General features: G+C 69.8%; 17 protein-coding genes and 1 tRNA gene. 9 read left to right on the forward strand and 9 right to left on the reverse strand.

The window, feature by feature from the left end; translation table 11 throughout:
• Positions 1-121: 121 nt before the first annotated feature.
• Positions 122-2,248 (reverse strand): elongation factor G, encoded by a 2,127-nt coding sequence (gene fusA, locus ACWGI8_RS23275; protein WP_453663589.1) that lies wholly within the window; start codon positions 2,246-2,248, stop codon positions 122-124.
• 443 nt (positions 2,249-2,691) lie between these two features.
• On the opposite strand from fusA, the gene ACWGI8_RS23280 reads away from it, so the two are divergent.
• Complete coding sequence (locus ACWGI8_RS23280) at positions 2,692-3,375, forward strand: protein-L-isoaspartate(D-aspartate) O-methyltransferase (RefSeq protein ID WP_453663590.1); 684 nt, start codon at positions 2,692-2,694, stop codon at positions 3,373-3,375.
• Positions 3,368-4,066, forward strand: a complete 699-nt coding sequence (locus ACWGI8_RS23285; RefSeq protein ID WP_453663592.1) for a DUF429 domain-containing protein — start codon at positions 3,368-3,370, stop codon at positions 4,064-4,066. Before ACWGI8_RS23280 ends, ACWGI8_RS23285 begins: the two co-directional genes overlap by 8 nt.
• A 48-nt stretch (positions 4,067-4,114) precedes the next feature.
• Here ACWGI8_RS23285 and ACWGI8_RS23290 read toward each other — a convergent pair whose 3' ends face one another.
• On the reverse strand, positions 4,115-4,612 hold the full coding sequence (locus tag ACWGI8_RS23290) for a levansucrase (protein ID WP_453663593.1): 498 nt from the start codon (positions 4,610-4,612) through the stop codon (positions 4,115-4,117).
• A gap of 281 nt (positions 4,613-4,893) precedes the next feature.
• Between ACWGI8_RS23290 and ACWGI8_RS23295 the strand changes: the two genes are divergently transcribed.
• Positions 4,894-5,076 carry a hypothetical protein gene (locus ACWGI8_RS23295; RefSeq protein ID WP_453663609.1) on the forward strand — a complete coding sequence of 61 codons (183 nt, stop codon included), beginning with the start codon at positions 4,894-4,896 and terminating at the stop codon, positions 5,074-5,076.
• 123 nt (positions 5,077-5,199) lie between these two features.
• Here the strand turns inward: ACWGI8_RS23295 and ACWGI8_RS23300 are convergent.
• Positions 5,200-5,273: transfer RNA gene (locus ACWGI8_RS23300), tRNA-Met, on the reverse strand.
• 245 nt (positions 5,274-5,518) lie between these two features.
• Between ACWGI8_RS23300 and ACWGI8_RS23305 the strand changes: the two genes are divergently transcribed.
• Together ACWGI8_RS23305 and ACWGI8_RS23310 are read left to right on the forward strand one after the other, a co-directional pair.
• Positions 5,519-6,169 (forward strand): TIGR04222 domain-containing membrane protein, encoded by a 651-nt coding sequence (locus ACWGI8_RS23305; RefSeq protein WP_453663594.1) that lies wholly within the window; start codon positions 5,519-5,521, stop codon positions 6,167-6,169.
• 73 nt (positions 6,170-6,242) lie between these two features.
• A complete protein-coding gene (locus ACWGI8_RS23310; RefSeq protein WP_453663596.1) occupies positions 6,243-6,788 on the forward strand; it encodes a hypothetical protein in 546 nt (181 codons plus the stop codon).
• Positions 6,789-6,867: 79 nt separating this feature from the next.
• Here ACWGI8_RS23310 and ACWGI8_RS23315 read toward each other — a convergent pair whose 3' ends face one another.
• From ACWGI8_RS23315 to ACWGI8_RS23325, 3 genes are all read right to left on the reverse strand, one after another.
• Positions 6,868-7,824, reverse strand: coding sequence for an aldo/keto reductase (locus tag ACWGI8_RS23315; RefSeq protein WP_453663597.1), 957 nt, complete (start codon positions 7,822-7,824; stop codon positions 6,868-6,870).
• 314 nt (positions 7,825-8,138) lie between these two features.
• Positions 8,139-8,951: a CbtA family protein gene (locus tag ACWGI8_RS23320; RefSeq protein WP_453663598.1), complete on the reverse strand. Its 813-nt coding sequence runs from the start codon at positions 8,949-8,951 to the stop codon at positions 8,139-8,141.
• A gap of 12 nt (positions 8,952-8,963) precedes the next feature.
• Positions 8,964-9,191: a CbtB domain-containing protein gene (locus ACWGI8_RS23325; protein WP_453663599.1), complete on the reverse strand. Its 228-nt coding sequence runs from the start codon at positions 9,189-9,191 to the stop codon at positions 8,964-8,966.
• A 301-nt stretch (positions 9,192-9,492) separates the two neighbouring features.
• Here ACWGI8_RS23325 and ACWGI8_RS23330 point away from each other — a divergent pair, with 301 nt between their 5' ends.
• The gene (locus ACWGI8_RS23330; protein WP_453663600.1) at positions 9,493-10,077 is read left to right on the forward strand and encodes a histidine phosphatase family protein; all 585 of its coding nucleotides are present in this window, start codon (positions 9,493-9,495) and stop codon (positions 10,075-10,077) included.
• 104 nt (positions 10,078-10,181) lie between these two features.
• Here ACWGI8_RS23330 and ACWGI8_RS23335 read toward each other — a convergent pair whose 3' ends face one another.
• The 3 genes from ACWGI8_RS23335 to ACWGI8_RS23345 all read right to left on the reverse strand — a co-directional run bounded on the left by ACWGI8_RS23335 (position 10,182) and on the right by ACWGI8_RS23345 (position 13,605).
• Positions 10,182-10,853 carry a DUF1775 domain-containing protein gene (locus ACWGI8_RS23335; protein WP_453663601.1) on the reverse strand — a complete coding sequence of 224 codons (672 nt, stop codon included), beginning with the start codon at positions 10,851-10,853 and terminating at the stop codon, positions 10,182-10,184.
• Positions 10,854-11,723: 870 nt separating this feature from the next.
• Positions 11,724-12,950, reverse strand: coding sequence for an MFS transporter (locus ACWGI8_RS23340; protein WP_453663602.1), 1,227 nt, complete (start codon positions 12,948-12,950; stop codon positions 11,724-11,726).
• 130 nt (positions 12,951-13,080) lie between these two features.
• The gene (locus tag ACWGI8_RS23345) at positions 13,081-13,605 is read right to left on the reverse strand and encodes an NUDIX hydrolase (RefSeq protein WP_453663603.1); all 525 of its coding nucleotides are present in this window, start codon (positions 13,603-13,605) and stop codon (positions 13,081-13,083) included.
• 105 nt (positions 13,606-13,710) lie between these two features.
• Here ACWGI8_RS23345 and ACWGI8_RS23350 point away from each other — a divergent pair, with 105 nt between their 5' ends.
• The 3 genes from ACWGI8_RS23350 to ACWGI8_RS23360 are packed head-to-tail and all read left to right on the forward strand — an operon-like array spanning position 13,711 to position 16,015.
• Positions 13,711-14,115, forward strand: a complete 405-nt coding sequence (locus ACWGI8_RS23350) for a GntR family transcriptional regulator (RefSeq protein ID WP_453663604.1) — start codon at positions 13,711-13,713, stop codon at positions 14,113-14,115.
• 17 nt (positions 14,116-14,132) lie between these two features.
• Positions 14,133-15,029: an ABC transporter ATP-binding protein gene (locus tag ACWGI8_RS23355; protein WP_453663606.1), complete on the forward strand. Its 897-nt coding sequence runs from the start codon at positions 14,133-14,135 to the stop codon at positions 15,027-15,029.
• A complete protein-coding gene (locus tag ACWGI8_RS23360) occupies positions 15,026-16,015 on the forward strand; it encodes a hypothetical protein (RefSeq protein WP_453663607.1) in 990 nt (329 codons plus the stop codon). Before ACWGI8_RS23355 ends, ACWGI8_RS23360 begins: the two co-directional genes overlap by 4 nt.
• Positions 16,016-16,040 lie beyond the last annotated feature (25 nt).

Genomic DNA, 16,040 nt, shown 5'->3' on the forward strand with positions numbered 1-16,040 from the left:
CCGTTACTCGGGACTGCCCACTGCTCACCGCGTCCGTCCGCAGGCGGTCGGGATGGCCCCGCCCGTCTGCGGGCGGGGCCATCTGGAGCCGTCAGGGACCATCAGGGGCCGTCAGGGAGATCTACCGGGACAGCATCCTGTTGGACACCGCTTCCGGTACCGGGGCGTAGCCCGTGGCCCGGGTGGTGAAGGTTCCCCGGCCCTGGGTACGGCTGCGCAGGCGAGTCGCATAGCCGAACAACTCGGCCAGCGGCACGGTCGCGGTGATCACCGCAGTGCCGGCCCGTGCGGTCGAGCCCGAGACCCGGCCGCGGCGGGCCTCCAGATCGCCGAGCACCCCGCCCACGGCGTCGTCGGGCACGGTGACCGTGACCTCAACCACCGGTTCCAGGAGGGCCATCGCGCCGGCGCGCAGTGCCTCCCGAAGCCCGAACCGGCCTGCTGTCCGGAACGCCATCTCCGAGGAATCCTTGGAATGGGTGGCTCCGTCGGTCAGTGTGACCCGCAGTCCGATCACCGGGTGGCCGCCGAGGGGACCCTCGGCCAGAGCGTCCCGGCAACCGGCCTCCACCGCGCGGATGTACTCCTGCGGAACCCGGCCACCGGCGACGGTCGAACGGAACACGAAGTCCCTCGCGCCGCCACCGGTGTTGCCTACGGTGTTGCCCGCGGCGGTGTCGTCGGCGGCAATCTCCAGCGCCTCCACGTCGAGGACGACGTGGGCGAACTGACCGGCGCCACCGTCCTGCTTGACGTGCCGGTACACCAGCCCGGACACCCCGCGGGCGACCGTCTCACGGTAGGCCACCTGCGGTCGGCCGACGCCGACATCCAGCCCTTGGGCGCGACGGATCTTCTCCACCGCGACCTCCAGATGCAGCTCGCCCATACCCGACAGCACCGTCTGACCGGTCTCGGGGTCGGTCCGGACCGCCAGTGAAGGGTCCTCCTCGACCAGCCGTGCCAGTGCCGACGTCAGCCGATCGACATCGAGCCGACTGCGGGCCTCGACCGCTACGGAGACGACCGGATCGGCCACGGTGGGCGGTTCGAGGACCAGTGGCGCTGCGGCTGTGCACAAGGTGGCACCGGCGCGGACGGCCTTCAGCCCGATCACGGCGACGATGTCCCCGGCCACCGCCTGGTCCACCTCCGCGTGCCGGTCGGCCTGTACCCGCAGGATCCGGCCGATCCGCTCGGTGCGGTGCGCGCCCACGTCCAGCACTGTGTCTCCCTTCCTGATCGTTCCTGAGTACACACGCAGGTAGGTCAGCCGTCCCGTGGCGGTCGAATTCACCTTGAAGACCAGCGCGGCGAACGGCGCCCCCGGGTCGGCGACCCGCTCCTGCTGCGTGCCGCCCAGGGTGCCTCGTACCGCCGGCACGTCCAGGGGCGACGGGAGGTACGCGACGACGGCCTCCAGCAGCGGCTCGATCCCGCAGTTGCGGTAGGCCGATCCGCACAACACCACCACGCCCTCACCGCTGCAGGTCAGGTCGCGCAGTGCGGCAGCCAGAGTCCGTGCGGAGAGCGTCGACTGCGCACAGAACTCCTCCAACGCGACCGGGTGGAGTTCCGCCACCGCCTCCTCGAGCAGTCGGCGGCGCCGGTGCGCCTCTTCCCGCAGGGCGTCGGGCACCGGGCCCTCCTCGAACGTGTCACTGCCCGCGCGCCAGACCATCGAGCGCATACGCAGCAGATCCACCACTCCGGTGAACGCGTCCTCCTGCCCGATCGGCAGCTGGACCACCAGCGGAACCGTGTGCAACCGCTCCCGGATCGACTCGACCGCCGTGTCGAGGTCGGCACCGGCGCGGTCCAGCTTGTTGATGAACGCGATCCGCGGCACGCCATGCCGGTCGGCCTGCCGCCACACCGACTCGCTCTGCGGTTCGACCCCGGCGACGGCGTCGAACACCGCGACCGCGCCGTCGAGCACCCGCAGCGAGCGCTCCACCTCGTCGGAGAAGTCGACGTGGCCCGGTGTGTCGATCAGATTGATCCGGTGACCGTCCCAGACACAGCTCACCGCTGCGGCGAAGATGGTGATCCCACGATCGCGCTCCTGTGAGTCGAAGTCGGTGACGGTCGTCCCGTCGTGGACCTCGCCCCGCTTGTGCGTGGCGCCGGTGACGTACAGGATCCGTTCGGTGATGGTGGTCTTGCCTGCGTCAACGTGGGCGAGGATGCCCAGATTACGGACGCCGGTCAGTGGACTGGTGGGATTGCGTTGCAGGTCGGTACGCACGGCCCGAGGCCTTTCAGGGTGATCGAGAACAGGGCAGCGCGATTCCCGGACGAACGGCCCGGATCAAGTCGGCAGAGTCCCCTGATGCAGCGCGACCGCATCGGGATGCATCCGGCCGGTCGGCTTCAGCGGCCGGACAGCGGTCGGACGGGGAGTCAGATGTTCGTCTCGGACGTCCGGTGGCGGCCGCGCAGCCGGCACCGGGCAGACGAAGACATCAGGATCACGTCGTACCGTGACCGGGGAACAACGACGGTGGTGCGGTAACACACGGTCGGGCTCCCCTCAGTCGTCGAAGCGCGCGCTGCGATGTCGTTTCAGCGCGCGAGGCGAGTGTAGTGAGCCCGACTGGGCGCCGGCACCGGATTATTCGTCCCCCGGGGACCGGACGGACACAGTGGGACAAGAGGCCCTTCCGGTAATCTGAACGGGAGGCGGACACGATGACATACCCCAGCTCCGATCCCACTCCGGACGACCTGGTCAGGGCCTCCCGCGCCGCAGGTGTGACCGACGAACGCCTCCTTCACGTCCTGCTGGTCACCCCGCGCGCCGCATTCGTCCCCGCCTCCCACAAGGCATCGGCGTACGTGGACGTTCCTGTTCCCATCGGCCACGCTCAGGTGACGACGCAGCCCTCCCTGGTCGCCATGATGATCGATGCGCTCGGCCTCACCGGAAGCGAGCGTGTCCTGGAGATCGGTACCGGCCACGGCTTCCAGACCGCCCTCCTCGCCCGGCTGGCCACCTACGTCGTGAGCGTGGAGCGGTGGCCGGACCTGGCGCAGGAGGCCCAGGGCAATCTCCTCGGTGAGGGCGTGGAGAACGTCGAGATCGTCGTCGGCGACGGGACGCACGGTGTGCCCGAACTCGCCCCGTACGATGCGGTCATCGTCTGTGCCGCCTTCCCGCACGTGCCGCCGCCGCTGATCGCCCAGCTGCGTATCGGGGGCCGTCTGGTCCAGCCGATCGGGCCGGGCGGTCAGGAGGAGGTCGAGGTGTACGAGCGGAAGGCCCACGGTCTGGTGCGCTGTGGGGTCGTTGTGGCGGCACACTTCGTCCGGCTGTACGGGGCCTACGGATATCCCCCGGCGGCCCCGTTCGGGGAATCCGGCCGACATGGGTGACGCCGTGGCGGTCCTCGGCATCGACGCGTGCCCGGGCGGATGGGTGGCGGTCGAACTTCGTGAGGGGCGGTTCGCGGGCGCCCGAGTCGGCACCTGCCTGCGGTCGCTGCTCCGCGAGGCCGGGAATGCCGCCGTCGGCGTGGTGGCCGTGGACATGCCGCTGGGACTCCTCGACGCGGGGTGGCGGCGCGCGGACACGGAGGCGGCGGCTCTGCTCGGCCGGCTGAGGGGCAGTGTCTTCCGGGTGCCGCCGCATGCGGTGTGGCAGGAGGAGGACTACGAGGCCGCGAACCGCCGGTGCCGGGAACTCACCGGATCCGGACTGAGCCGCCAGAGCTGGGGGCTCGCCGCCAAGCTGCGGGAGGCGAACGACTGCCTGGCCGATACCGGGGGCGATCGTCTCTTCGAGGTGCACCCGGAGGTGTCGTTCCGGGCGCTGGCGCAGGGAACACCGCTCCCCCACCGCAAGAAGAGCTGGGCGGGACAGATGACCCGGCGCTCGCTTCTCGCAGCAGCCGGGATCGTCCTTCCCGACGATCTCCAGGACGCGGGACGCGTGCCCCCGGACGATGTGCTGGACGCGGCGGCCGCAGCATGGAGCGCGCATCGCATCGCCCAGGGCCGCGCGCAATGCCTCCCGGACCCGCCGCAACACGACCGCCGGGGCCGGCCGATCGCCATCTGGTTCTGACACTGCCGGGCACTGCCGGACGCTGCCGGGGTGGACGCCCGTGCGGTCCTACTTCAGGAAGTAGAGGTTGCCCTTCTCGATCATGTGGTTCGCGTAGATCCGGCCCAGGGTGGGGTTGTCCCGGTAGAAGCCCACGTGACCATTGGACATGTCCACGACGACCGGCCGCGCGAAACAGGCGAAACGATTGCGCTGCTGCTCCTGTGCCCACGCCATGGCCGCGGGGTCGACCCGCTCGCTCACCAGGACCGGGAAGGCACCCACACCGGTCTGCAGCCCCACCGGCAGGCCGCCCTTGTTCTTGCGGGCGTAGTCGAGGACCTGCCAGGTGAAGGCCTCGATGGCCGGCACGGTGATCTCGGGCACGGCCGCGACCACAGTGAACAGGTGCAGCTTGGTGGCCGCCCACTTCATACGGAAGTCCGCGCGTCGGCCGATGAGGACGGGTGTGCCTCCCCAGTGCTCCCAGCGCGGGGCGCACCCGTCGGTCGCCAGCCGGTGCTCGACGAATCGAAGGTAGTTCTGTACCGGTGTTGCTTCGTTCATGCGCAGATCATCGCTCAGGGCGTTCTCCTCGGGTCCACCGGGCCCGGGTCCTCACGGCCACGGCGCGGGCGTCGGCCACCGAGGCCGGCCACAGAAACCCGCTGGAAAGACCCGCCGCGCGGGTGCGGGAGACCAGCGCTCTCCATGTCCCCGCGGCGACGCAACCGCAGGAATTCGGCCGTCCGCCGTTCGGCCACGGACCGCACGATCCGCCGGTCCGGCATACACTCGGCAGCCGCTTCCGATCCAACGACGGAGCGGAACCGATGGGAGAGGACTGATTGACCGTGTGGCAGGAAGCGCCGATCTACGACCGGCTCGTCACGGAGCTCGGGGACGTTCCCGCGCAAGTGCGCAGCGAAGCCGAGCGCACTGTTCGCGAGCTGGAGCGTGTGATCCGGCCGAGCACGCCCATGGGCGGCGGGTTCCCTCCGCCGGTACGGTCCTTCGCACCAGGACAGTGATCCGGCAATTCCCTTGAGGCCGGCGGTCGTGCCCCCGCGGAGTACGTGACGTCGCGGGCCGTCGTTGGCACTCGCTCACGTGGACGGGCCCGCAGCACCATGTGCGACGGGCCCGTCTCTTCGTAGCCGAGGCGGGATTCGAACCCGCGACCTCTGGGTTATGAGCCCAGCGAGCTACCGACCTGCTCCACCCGGCGGCCTCCACTGTAGGACGGCGCGAACACGCCGAGCGAGTGGTTTTCTGCGGCGGCATTGACGTCACTCGACGTGCGCGGCGAGAAAGACATGCCGGGACCGAACAGGACCGCCCTGGTGCCCGGTTGCCCGGCCGCGGTTCCCCGACCGGAAAGCTCAAATGTTGCTCTGAACTCCCGCTGGGGAGGGTTGTGCGCTTCCTCACAGGCGAAATTGCCAGCAGCGGGGTGCACGAAGGGGGATCGGCATGAGAAAGGTTTTCCGGCCGGCAGCGGCTGCGGAGGTGCCACGGGCCCTGGACGCGTATGACGTCGCGTTCCTGGCGGGCGGGGCGCAGCGGGTGGCGGACAGCGTGGTGATCGCACTGGGCGAGCGCGGGCTGCTGGTGCTGATCGGTACACGGGTGCGCGCCGTGGGCCAGGAGCAGCCCCAGCACCCGGTCGAGCGCGTCGCGTTCGCATCATGTCCGCGCAGCAGAAGCGCGGTCCGTGTGCGCACGGCCGTGCAACGCTCCCCGGAGGTCGAGGAGATCGGCCGGCGACTGGCTGCACGGGGCCTGGTGACCGGAACCCGCCACCGGCGGACCAGGGCGGGCAAGCGGCAGGTGAAGGCGGCTCAACGGGACGAGAGCCTGCCGGCATACGTCTTCGCCGGACCGGCTGCCCTCCCGGACGGGCCGGTCCGCCGCGGCGTCATGGACGCGCAGCCGCTACCGTCCGGTTTGGGCCGGCTCCTGGCCCGCATGGGCAGGGCCCTGGATCACGACTACGACCCCGGCTCGGACAGCGGTTCGGACAGCGGCTCCGATGGCGGTTTCAGCTGTGGCGGCTCGGACAGCGGTTACGGCTGTGGCGGAGGCGGCGGCTCCAGCTGTGGTGGCGGGGGCGGCAGCGACTGAGGCCCCGCACCGCAACTTCCCGTGCCCGTCGCATCATCGGCGCCGAGCGAGGTCGCGCCATGGAGCCGCCAGCGTGGCGACTTCATGGGCGGCGATCGCCCACCGCGCCGGGCTCACGTGGAACGGCACGGCGCGCTCCGGGGGCTCCGGTGCCGGCTTGATCGCCTTCGAGGGAGCCGGGATGCACACGACGCTGCGGTTGCTGGAAGGGCGACTGCCTCGTTACGACAAGCTGTTCACCCTGGACAGCCCGGCAGTCGCGGTCACACAGCGGGAGCCGCTCGCCGACGCGGTCCGCCGCGTCGCGGTCGTCGCGGAGCCGAACAGCCCGATCCGGCTCGACTTCTCCGCCCAGGGGACGGTCCTCCTCCAGGCAGGGTACGAAGACGACATCGCTTCGCAACAGCTCACAGCCACCTTGACCGGTGCCGATGACATGACGGTCGTCTTCAATCCGGCGTACCTGCTGGAAGCCCTCAACTCCTTCAGCGCCTCTCAGGTGTGCTTCGAACTGCTGGGCCCCGGCCAGCGGGCACTGCTCAGCGGCGTACCGGGTGCGGATGACGTGCCGCACGAAGATCATCGCCATCTGCTGATGTCGGTGCGACAGCTGAGCTGACTGACCGGACGGGTTCCGAACGGCCGTGTCCGTGGCGGGCAGCCGCAGAAGGTCTCCATGACCCCTTCGGGAACGACCCTCAGGGCAGCGGCACACCGCGCGCCGTCAGCCAGAGGTCGTACCACTCCTCGTGGGAGAGGTCCGGCTCCCGCTGGGCCGCGTCGCGGCAGGCGCGGATGCGATCGGGGTGGACGCTGCCGATGACCGGGGCGATGCGGGCGGGGTGGCGCCGCAGCCACCACAGCAGGACGGACTCCGCAGTGGTGTCCTTCTTCTCGGCCAACGAGGCGATCAGCTCCGCGGTGGCCCGCTCCTGCGGCGTCTCCTGGCGGCCCGTGAAGCGGCCCTGGGCCAGCGCGCCCCACGCCTGGAGTTCGATGCCGTTCGCGCGGCAGTATTCGAGGGTGCCCAGCGGGAAGCCGTTGGCCGCTGCCGCGGGGGTGTTCACCAAGACTCCGGCTTCGAGCCAGTCGCGCTGCTGGAGGCTCATCTCCAGCTGGTTGGCGACCAGGGGCACGTCCAGGCGGGCCAGCAGCGGCGCGATCTGCTCGCCTGCCATGTTCGAGACGCCGAACCGCCGCACCAGCCCCTGCCGGTGCAGGGACGTCAGTGCCTCGGCGATGTCGTCGGGGTCGGCGAGCGGGTCCGGCCGGTGCAGGAGGAGCACGTCGATGACGTCGGTGCGCAGCCGGGTCAGGCTCTCCTCCACCCGACGTGCGATGGTGTGCCCGCGCAGGTCGTAGATGCCGGGGCGCTCGCCGTCGGGGAGGCGGATGCCGCACTTGGTCTGCAGGACGATGCGTTCGCGCAGCCCCGGTGTGCGGGCCAGGATCTCGCCGAAGACCGCCTCGGCCTTGCCGTGGCGGTAGATGTCGGCGTGGTCGAAGGTGGTGACACCGATCTCCAGGGCCGCGGCGACCGCCGCCTCGGCCGCGGCGATGTCCGCCGCCCCGTAGGGGCCGGGCTCCCAGGTCCCGCCCAGTCCCATGCACCCGTACAGCAGGTGTCCGCCACTCATGCCCTTGCTCGTCGTCACGGCGTCACCCTACGGGGGCCGCAAGCAGTGTCCGTGTGCAGGGTGGAGGCCGTGCGGGAGGGGGTCACGGTCGAGGTCGACGGCGGCCGGCCCGTAAGAGGGCCGATGCCGTGTTCGGCGAGCCGGGCCGCCATCCATGGCTGCCGGCAGATGAGCTCGCGACGGGCGAGGGCCTCGCGGACGGCACGGACATGAGGGGCGTTCCGGACGCGTTCGGCGGCAATGGCGGTGCAGGATGCGACAGTGCCCCGCCGTTACCCCGAGGGGGGCGGCGGGGCCTGGTGTGTCGGGCCGTGACCGGCCTTGTGCGCGGGTCAGCGGAGAGCGGGCGCGCCCTGCTCCGCCGCCGTGGATTCGGCGCCGGCGGTGCGCAAGGCCAACAGGCGCTGCGCCAGAACGCCGAAGACGACCCCGAAGACCGTCCACAGCACGACCTGGACAGCGACCGCCGCAACCCTGAACTCCCACAACAGGGCTGCGGGGAAACTGGCCTTGACCGCGTCGTCGTTCCCAGGCAGGAACACGAATGCGACAGCCACGACGGCGATGAAGCCCGCACCGGCGACCAGCGTCGCGTTCCAGTTGCCCAGACGCGGTGCCAGCCGCCGCCCGGCGATGACCGCCGCGATGCCGAGCAGCACACTGAGCAGGATCATCAGGAAGAACAGCGTGGTGCGCTTCCCGATCGTGTCCGGGTTGCCCACCGCCGGCGGGGTGGCCGGGTACTTCAGGAACGGCACCAGATAGACGGTCGTGAAGGCGGCCGCTGCCATGAGCGCGGCGGTCGCCCGTGGGCTGAACCGGCCCACACGTCCCAGTACGAAGGAGAACGCCAGGGACGCGATGCCGCCCAGCGCGACCCCGTACACGAGAACGCCGGTGGCGAGACCGGCGGTCGACTGCAGGGAGCGGCTGACCAGTTCCTCTTCTTCCTCGGCGGCTTCCGCCGGCGCGGCGCCGCCGTGCCCGGCATGAGCCTCCTGGGCGGCCTGGGCCTCCTCCACCGCGATCGAGCCGTCCACGGCGGGCTCACCCACCGCATAGGCCACGGCGAAGGCGAACAGTCCGGCGATCAGGCCCGCGAGCATGCCACGGACCAGCAGACCTCTGACAGTTGAGGCGTACACGTACGTCGCCTCTCAGTGGCAGGGGAAGCCGAGCAGATGACGTCCGTCGTGGACCCACTCGTGCACGTCGGCACCGGCGAACACGGACGTGGCGCCCTGTTCGGCGCCGACGAAGTACAGCGCGATCAGCGCCAGGAGGCCGACGAACACCGCCCAGGGCAGAACCGCGCGCACGGGCAGAGGAGCCGGCACAGAAACGGAAGGGGTGGATACGGCAGCGGAGACGAGGGCCTCGGCCATGATGGAACCTCCTCGGGAACACGCGTCCCATACGGTGGTGCAGGACGACGGCCCACGGGTCTGACTCGCCGCGGCGCGACCCCTTCCAGTTCCGGGGTACCGCTGCGGCATACAGTGGCGCGACCGTGCCGGATTCCCACCGGACTTCCGTCTCGCCGTCGTCACGTTGTTGAAATGTCGACGCGACCGTACCGCGCGACGGACTTTCAGCCAAGTGCGTGAGTCCCGTATCACTCCCGCACGCCCCCTATCGATAGGGTGCGCCTGACAACTACCGAGCGGCGGAAAGGGGGAGGAACCGATGACTGTACGCGTCACTCTGATCTCCCCCGCGACGAGCGAAGCGCTGCGGGACGTCCGGTTCGACGACGACAGCTCTCTCGACCCGGCGGGAATCGCACGCGCCGAGGCCGCCGCGGGCGCACTCGCCCCGGCCAGTCACGCCTACACGTCGCCGTCCCTGCGCTGCCGCCGGACCGCCCAGGCCCTCGGGCTCGACGCCGAGCCGCTGACCGACCTCGCCGCCTGTGCCATGGGGCGCTGGCGAGGACAGACGCTGGACGCCGTCGCGGCCGCCGAGGAGGAAGCTGTGGCCCTTTGGCTGGGCGACCCGACCGCCGCACCCCATGGCGGCGAATCACTGCGGGACGTACGCATCCGGGTCGGCGCATGGCTCGACACCCTGCACAGCCGGGCCGGGCGCATCGTCACCGTCGCGGAACCGGACGTGATCCGCGCCGCCGTGATCCACGCCCTGTCGGCACCCGACCAGACATTCTGGCGGCTGGACGTCCGCCCCCTCACCGCCACCGAACTCAGCGGCCGGGCCCAGCGGTGGAATCTCCGAAGCGGCCGTCCCCTGGAGGCGCAGGGAGGCGGCCCATGAGGTTGGGCGGCATATTCAACCACTGCCAAAGCACGACGCCTTGGTGAAGCCGGCAGAAAGAGAGCAGGGAGCGGGCGCGCTCCCTGCTCCCCGTCCACCGGAGCCTACGCCGATGGTCCGCTGCGGCGCCTGAACCAGACGACCGCACCGGCGCCGAGCACCACGACGGCTGCGATCGCGCCGATCACCACTCCGTTGATGCCGCTGTCGCTCTTCTCGGCGGCAGTCCGCTCAGAGGGTGCCGTGCTCGCCGGTGCCGGTGCGGCCACCGGTGGCGGCGCGGAGGGCGAGCTCTGCTCCGGAGTGGGGGCCGGGCTCGGCGCGATGGGCTTGGCTCCGGGAACGGCCGGTTTCAGTTCCAGCAACGGAGCCGGGTTCTCCGCCTCCGTGCCGCCGCTGGGCACCTCGATCCAGCGAGCGACCTCGCCGTCGCCGTACGTCTCGAGGGTCTTGAAGACCAGAGACTTCGCATCCGGCAGCTGGCGGACGACGATCCTGTACTCCGCATCCACGCCGGTCTTCAGCGCGGCGCCGCCCACGGTGTAGCCGTCGGCGGTCGGGGTGAACGTCCAGCCCTTGGGCACCTCCTTCATCACCACGGCGGCGGGTGCGATGCCCTCCGGCAGGACGACTCGCAGCTCCTTGATGCCGGCGGTGTCCGACTCGGCCTCGGAGGTGAAGGTCAGGGTGACGTTCTCGGCGAGCGCACGGGCGTCGGAGGCGGTCACTTCGGCGTGCGCGGCAGCGGTGGTGGCTCCGGCGACGACAGCGATCATTGCGGCGAGTGAAGTGGTGGTCAGACGAAGGGTGTTGAGAGACGGTCGTGTTCTGTTCATGGTTGTGTGGCTCGTTTCGGTGCAGCGCGGAGCCGTCGAGTACTGACACGGTCCGCTGACGACAGGACGAGGAGGCGGAACGCATCTTCGGCGGACCCCTGCGCACCAGAACATGAACGAGTCGAGCCCGTACGGGGAGGAAGTCGCGGGCGGCGAGCGGTACCCCGCCCGTGCACGGCCTGGGCACGGCAGGCCGCAAGCGCCGTCGTCCGGTCCCAACGGCGAGCGATACGGCGGCCGACCGTGCCAGCCGACTCAGGATGACCGGCAACGCGGACAGGCGGGCGTCGGCACAGTGCATCAGAGTTGCGACGGTCACAGCGGCCAGAACATGCACGAGCAGCATCAACGACGGGCCGTGGTGGACGGCATGTCCCGTGTCGGCTGCCAGGTGGACCTCATGGCTGCCATGAGATGACGCCCGCACCGACAACCCGCGATGCAGCACCGCCTGGGCGGCCAGCGTCGCGATCACCACGGACGGAAATGCGCGGTTGCGCCGTGCCCCTACGAGAGCGGCGAGAAAGACGGCCACCGTCGCCCCTGACAGACGCGTCCAGCGCACGGGATCCTCGGAAGCCAGATGGTGGCCGGCCGTGGCCAGGGCCGCACTGATCACCGCGAACAGTCCAGCCCGCAGGAACCGCCCGCACAGCCCTTCAGGCGGTGCGGCGCAGCTCACGGAACCCTTGATCGCGGTCATGCCGTGCTCATCATCCACGCCTCGGCCCCGAAGCACCGTCACAACCTTGCGATACGTATCCCACGTGCCGGCCGCTCGGACTGCCCGACCTGGCGAGGGCTTCCTGCTCACTGACCGGGAGGCGGGCGAAGTGCCGCATACGTACCCGCGCAGGCGGCGACCACCATCACACAGCCGGCGAACACCAGCCCCGCCCCGCGCAACCCGAGCCACATGGACATGGCGCCCACACCCACCACCGGCAGGGAGATACCGGTGTAGGCGACGACGAAGAACGCCGAGATGGTCCCGCCTCGGTGCCGTTCCGGGGCCGCGGCGCTGACGAGGCTCAGCGCGCCACGGAAGGCAAGACCCTGCCCCGTTCCACCGAACAGGGCACCCACGACGAGCAGGGGCAGCGACTGGGCGATCAGTGACCAGGCCACCAGCATGAGTCCGACGACCAGAACGCCGCAGCCGACGGGGAGCGCACGGCGTGCACCGATCTTCCCCGTCAGTGACTGTCCGATCGTCGAGGCGAGGAACACGGAGAAGACGACGGCGCCCGTGACCGCCAGGTTGTGGACGTCCAGGGTCATCGCGACGAAGCTCGGCGCCACCGCGGTGAAGAGGCCCAGCAGTGCGAAACCGGCGAACGCCGCCACCGACGAGGGCACGAACACGCCCTTCACCTCAGGCGGCACAGATACGCCTTGTGGGCTCAACGGCGGCCATCGCTGCGGGTCCTGGACGGTCTCGGGCAGCAGCCAGGTCGTCACAGAGGCCACCGCCACCAAGGCCAGGTGGACCCAGAACGTCAGCATCAACGGCCAGGGCGCGTACTGCGCGAGCAGCCCCGACAGCAGTGGCCCGCAGCCCAGTCCGCCCATGTTCGCGGCGGTGGCCGCGAATCCGGCGCGCGCCTTCTTCCCGGGCCCGGCGAGCTCGATGACGGCCGCCGTCGCCGCACCGCTCAGCAACCCTGCGGCGAAACCCGACAACAGCCGTCCCGCGAAGAGCAGCGGCAGACCGCTCTCCAGGAGGAAGCAGCACGCGCTCGCGGCCGAGAAGCCCATGGCCGCCAGCAGGACGGGCCTGCGGCCCACCGCGTCGGAGTAGTTTCCTGCCACCAGAAGGGCTGTGATGACCGCGATCGCGTACACGGCGAAGACGACCGTCACCATCAGCTCCGAGAAGCCGATCTTCTCCTGGTAGAGGCCGTAGAGGGGGGTGGGCAGAGTCGTCCCGGCCATTCCGACGGCGAACACCGCTGCCGCCGCCCGATACCCGAGCCGCCCTCCCCCGCCTGCCCTGACTCGGTCTCCCGCGCCCGTACCGACCCTGCGAACGATCACGCCCGCACGATACGAGTGACGATCCCTGGGGGGGCGCCCGGCGCGACGCGGCACGGCGCCATCGTGCACGTACGGACGCACGCTCCGGTGCGCCACACGGCTCGGCGCCGAATCGGGTACGGTCCCCGGTTCAGCGAGTCGCCACGGAACGCACCTGACCCGCGCCGATCATCGCCAGACCGTCGATCGCCGCCGGGGACAACATCGAGTGCTCCAGCCCGGCAAAAGGCATCCAAGCAGCAACGGAGGTCGAGTCGTCAGCCTTGGTGACCGTCAGAGGGCCAGGTGTGAACTCGACGGCGTAGAAGAGTCCCACCAGATGCCAGTTCACCCCGAGCCGGTGAGCCTCATAGGCGCGCGCGTCCACGAGGCGGGCGTCGAGAAGCTCGAGACCGGTCTCCTCCTGCAGCTCGCGTGCGAGTGCCTCGCGGGGTTGCTCACCTGGGTCGACGCCCCCGCCGGGCAGGTGCCACAACCCCGGTGCAAAGACTGGCGATGCGCCAGAGAGCCTCGTCAGCAACAACTGGTCTTCTGAGGTGGCGATCGCGTACGCCGAAACGCGCGAACGTACAGGCTTCTCCAAAGCGTCCCCCAGACGAGGTTTGACGGTTCGACGGCTCCCGGACGAGCCGTTGCGGGACACGCTATCGGTCACGCATCACACGACACGCATTGTCCTAATGCCATAGGACAATCAGTCTTGACAGTGTGATCCATCGCAAGCAAGCTGTCTTACTGTCGTAAGACAATGGGAGAAGAAGTGATCGAGTTCGTGCTCGACGGCCGTTCGCGGGTGGCCACTTACATGCAGCTTGTCCTGCAGGTGAAGCAGGCGCTGCGAGTTGGCCTTGCCCAGCCTGGCGACCAGCTGCCCAAGGTGCGCCAGGTGGCGCAGTCGTTGGCGATCAATCCGAACACGGTCTTGAAGGCATACCGGGAACTCGAGCTCGAAGGCCTGGCGGAAGGACGTCCGGGCGTGGGCACCTTCCTCGTACGCACACTCGCCGGACCGTCCCTGGCCCATCAGGCCGACCTGCGCGAGGACCTGGTGGGCTGGCTGCACAAGGCCCAGGCCGCCGGCCTGGGCCGCGAGGACATCGCCGCCCTGATCGACACCACGCTGCGCGCCACGCTCGACGCGCCGCCGCCCAAGGACATCTCGTAAACATTCGGGGAGCAGACATGACGGACCCAGCGTTGGAGACCAACACGCTCGGAAAGCGCTATGGGGGCGCCTGGGCGCTCCAGGAGTGCTCGCTGCATCTGCGCGCCGGGCGGATAGCCGGGCTGGTCGGACCCAACGGCGCGGGCAAGTCCACCCTGCTGCATCTGGCCGTCGGCCTGCTGCGGCCCGATGCGGGACAGGTGCGCGTCTTCGGCCAGGATCCACGCAACAACACCGAGGTCCTGCCGGAGATCGGGTTCGTCGCCCAGGACACCCCGCTCTACCGCGACTTCACCGCCACCGATCTCATCACCTTGGGCGGCAAGCTCAACCGCCGCTGGGACGCCGCCTTCGCCCGCGACCGGATCGCTCAGCTCGACATTCCGCTCAAGAAGCCGGTCGGCAAGCTCTCCGGGGGGCAGCGCGCGCAGGTGGCCCTGGCGCTGGCCATGGCCAAACGACCTCGTCTGCTGCTGCTCGACGAGCCGGTCGCGGCTCTGGACCCGCTGGCCCGACGTGAGTTCATGCAGGCACTGATGGGCGTGGTCAGCGAGACCGACACAACGGTACTTCTCTCTTCACATATGGTGCCCGACCTCGAACGGGTCTGCGACTACCTGATCGTGCTGCAAAAGGCGCACGTCCAGCTCGCCGGCCCGATCGATGATCTGCTCGACGAACACCGGACGCTGGTCGGCCCGCGCACCGAGCCCGACGCGGTTCCGGGCGTGGCGAAGGTCATCAGCGCCAGCCACACCGATCGCCAATCCACACTCCTCGTACGCACCGAGGGCAGCCCCATCGACGAACTCACCTGGACCCAGCACGAGGTGACCCTCGAAGACCTCGTCCTGGCCTATCTCCACGCAGCCGACACCCGCACGGCCCGCACCGTGGCGGAGGTGACCGCATGATCTGGTTGACCTGGAAGCAGCACCGCAAGCAGGCCCTCTTCGCCGTGATGGGATTGGCCGCACTCGCCGCGCTCATGCTTCCCACCGGCCTGCGGATGCACGACGTCTTCAACGATTCCGGCCTGGCCTCGTGCCTGGCCGAGCTGGGCACGGACTCGCTGGCCGCGAATACCGCCGTGGACAGCTGCAACGCCCTGAGCACGCAGTTCCAGAACGAGTTCAAATCCTTGTCGTTCGTCGGCATCCTCTTCGTGATCCTGCCGCTGCTGGTGGGGCTGTTCCTCGGCGCACCGCTGATCTCCCGCGAGGTCGAGCACAGTACCCACCGGTTCGTATGGACCCAGGGAGTCGGCCGCCTGCACTGGGCGCTCGTCAAGTTCGGCCTGGTCGGCGCCGTCTCGGTCCTCCTCGCCGTGGTGTACGCGCTGGGAGTGTCCTGGTGGTACGCGCCCATGGCTGCCAACGGCAACGGTCGGTTCGGCTACATCTGGTTCGACGTGCAGGGCATCGCGCCGATCGGCTACACCTTGTTCGCGGTGGCGCTGGGCATCTTCGCCGGCACGGTCTCGCGTCGAGTCCTGCCGGCCATGGCCGTCACCCTCGCCGGATTCGCCACCGTGCGCATCGCCGTCGAAACCCTGGTCCGAGACCACTACATGTCCGCCAAGACCCTGACTTACGGCCTGGCGAGCGCCCAGGGGCCGAACCCCGCCTCCGACGACTGGGTCATCGGCCAAGGATTGCGGGACGCTGCGGGAAAGCTCGTGCTGGAAAACGCCTCGGTGGGCTGCCCGCCTGCCAACGACGCCAGTTCATGCATGAGCGAGATGGCCAAGCGGGGCCTGGGGCCCGGCTCCTACAACTGGCAGCTCTATCAGCCGGGCGACCGATTCTGGGCATTCCAGGGCATCGAGACCGGCATCTTCCTCGCTCTGGCGGCGCTCCTGGTCTTCCTCGCCATTCGCCGGATCCGTCACATCGCCTGACGACGAGGCGCACAAGGGCGTGGGG

The organism is Streptomyces sp. NPDC054841, from assembly GCF_053611045.1.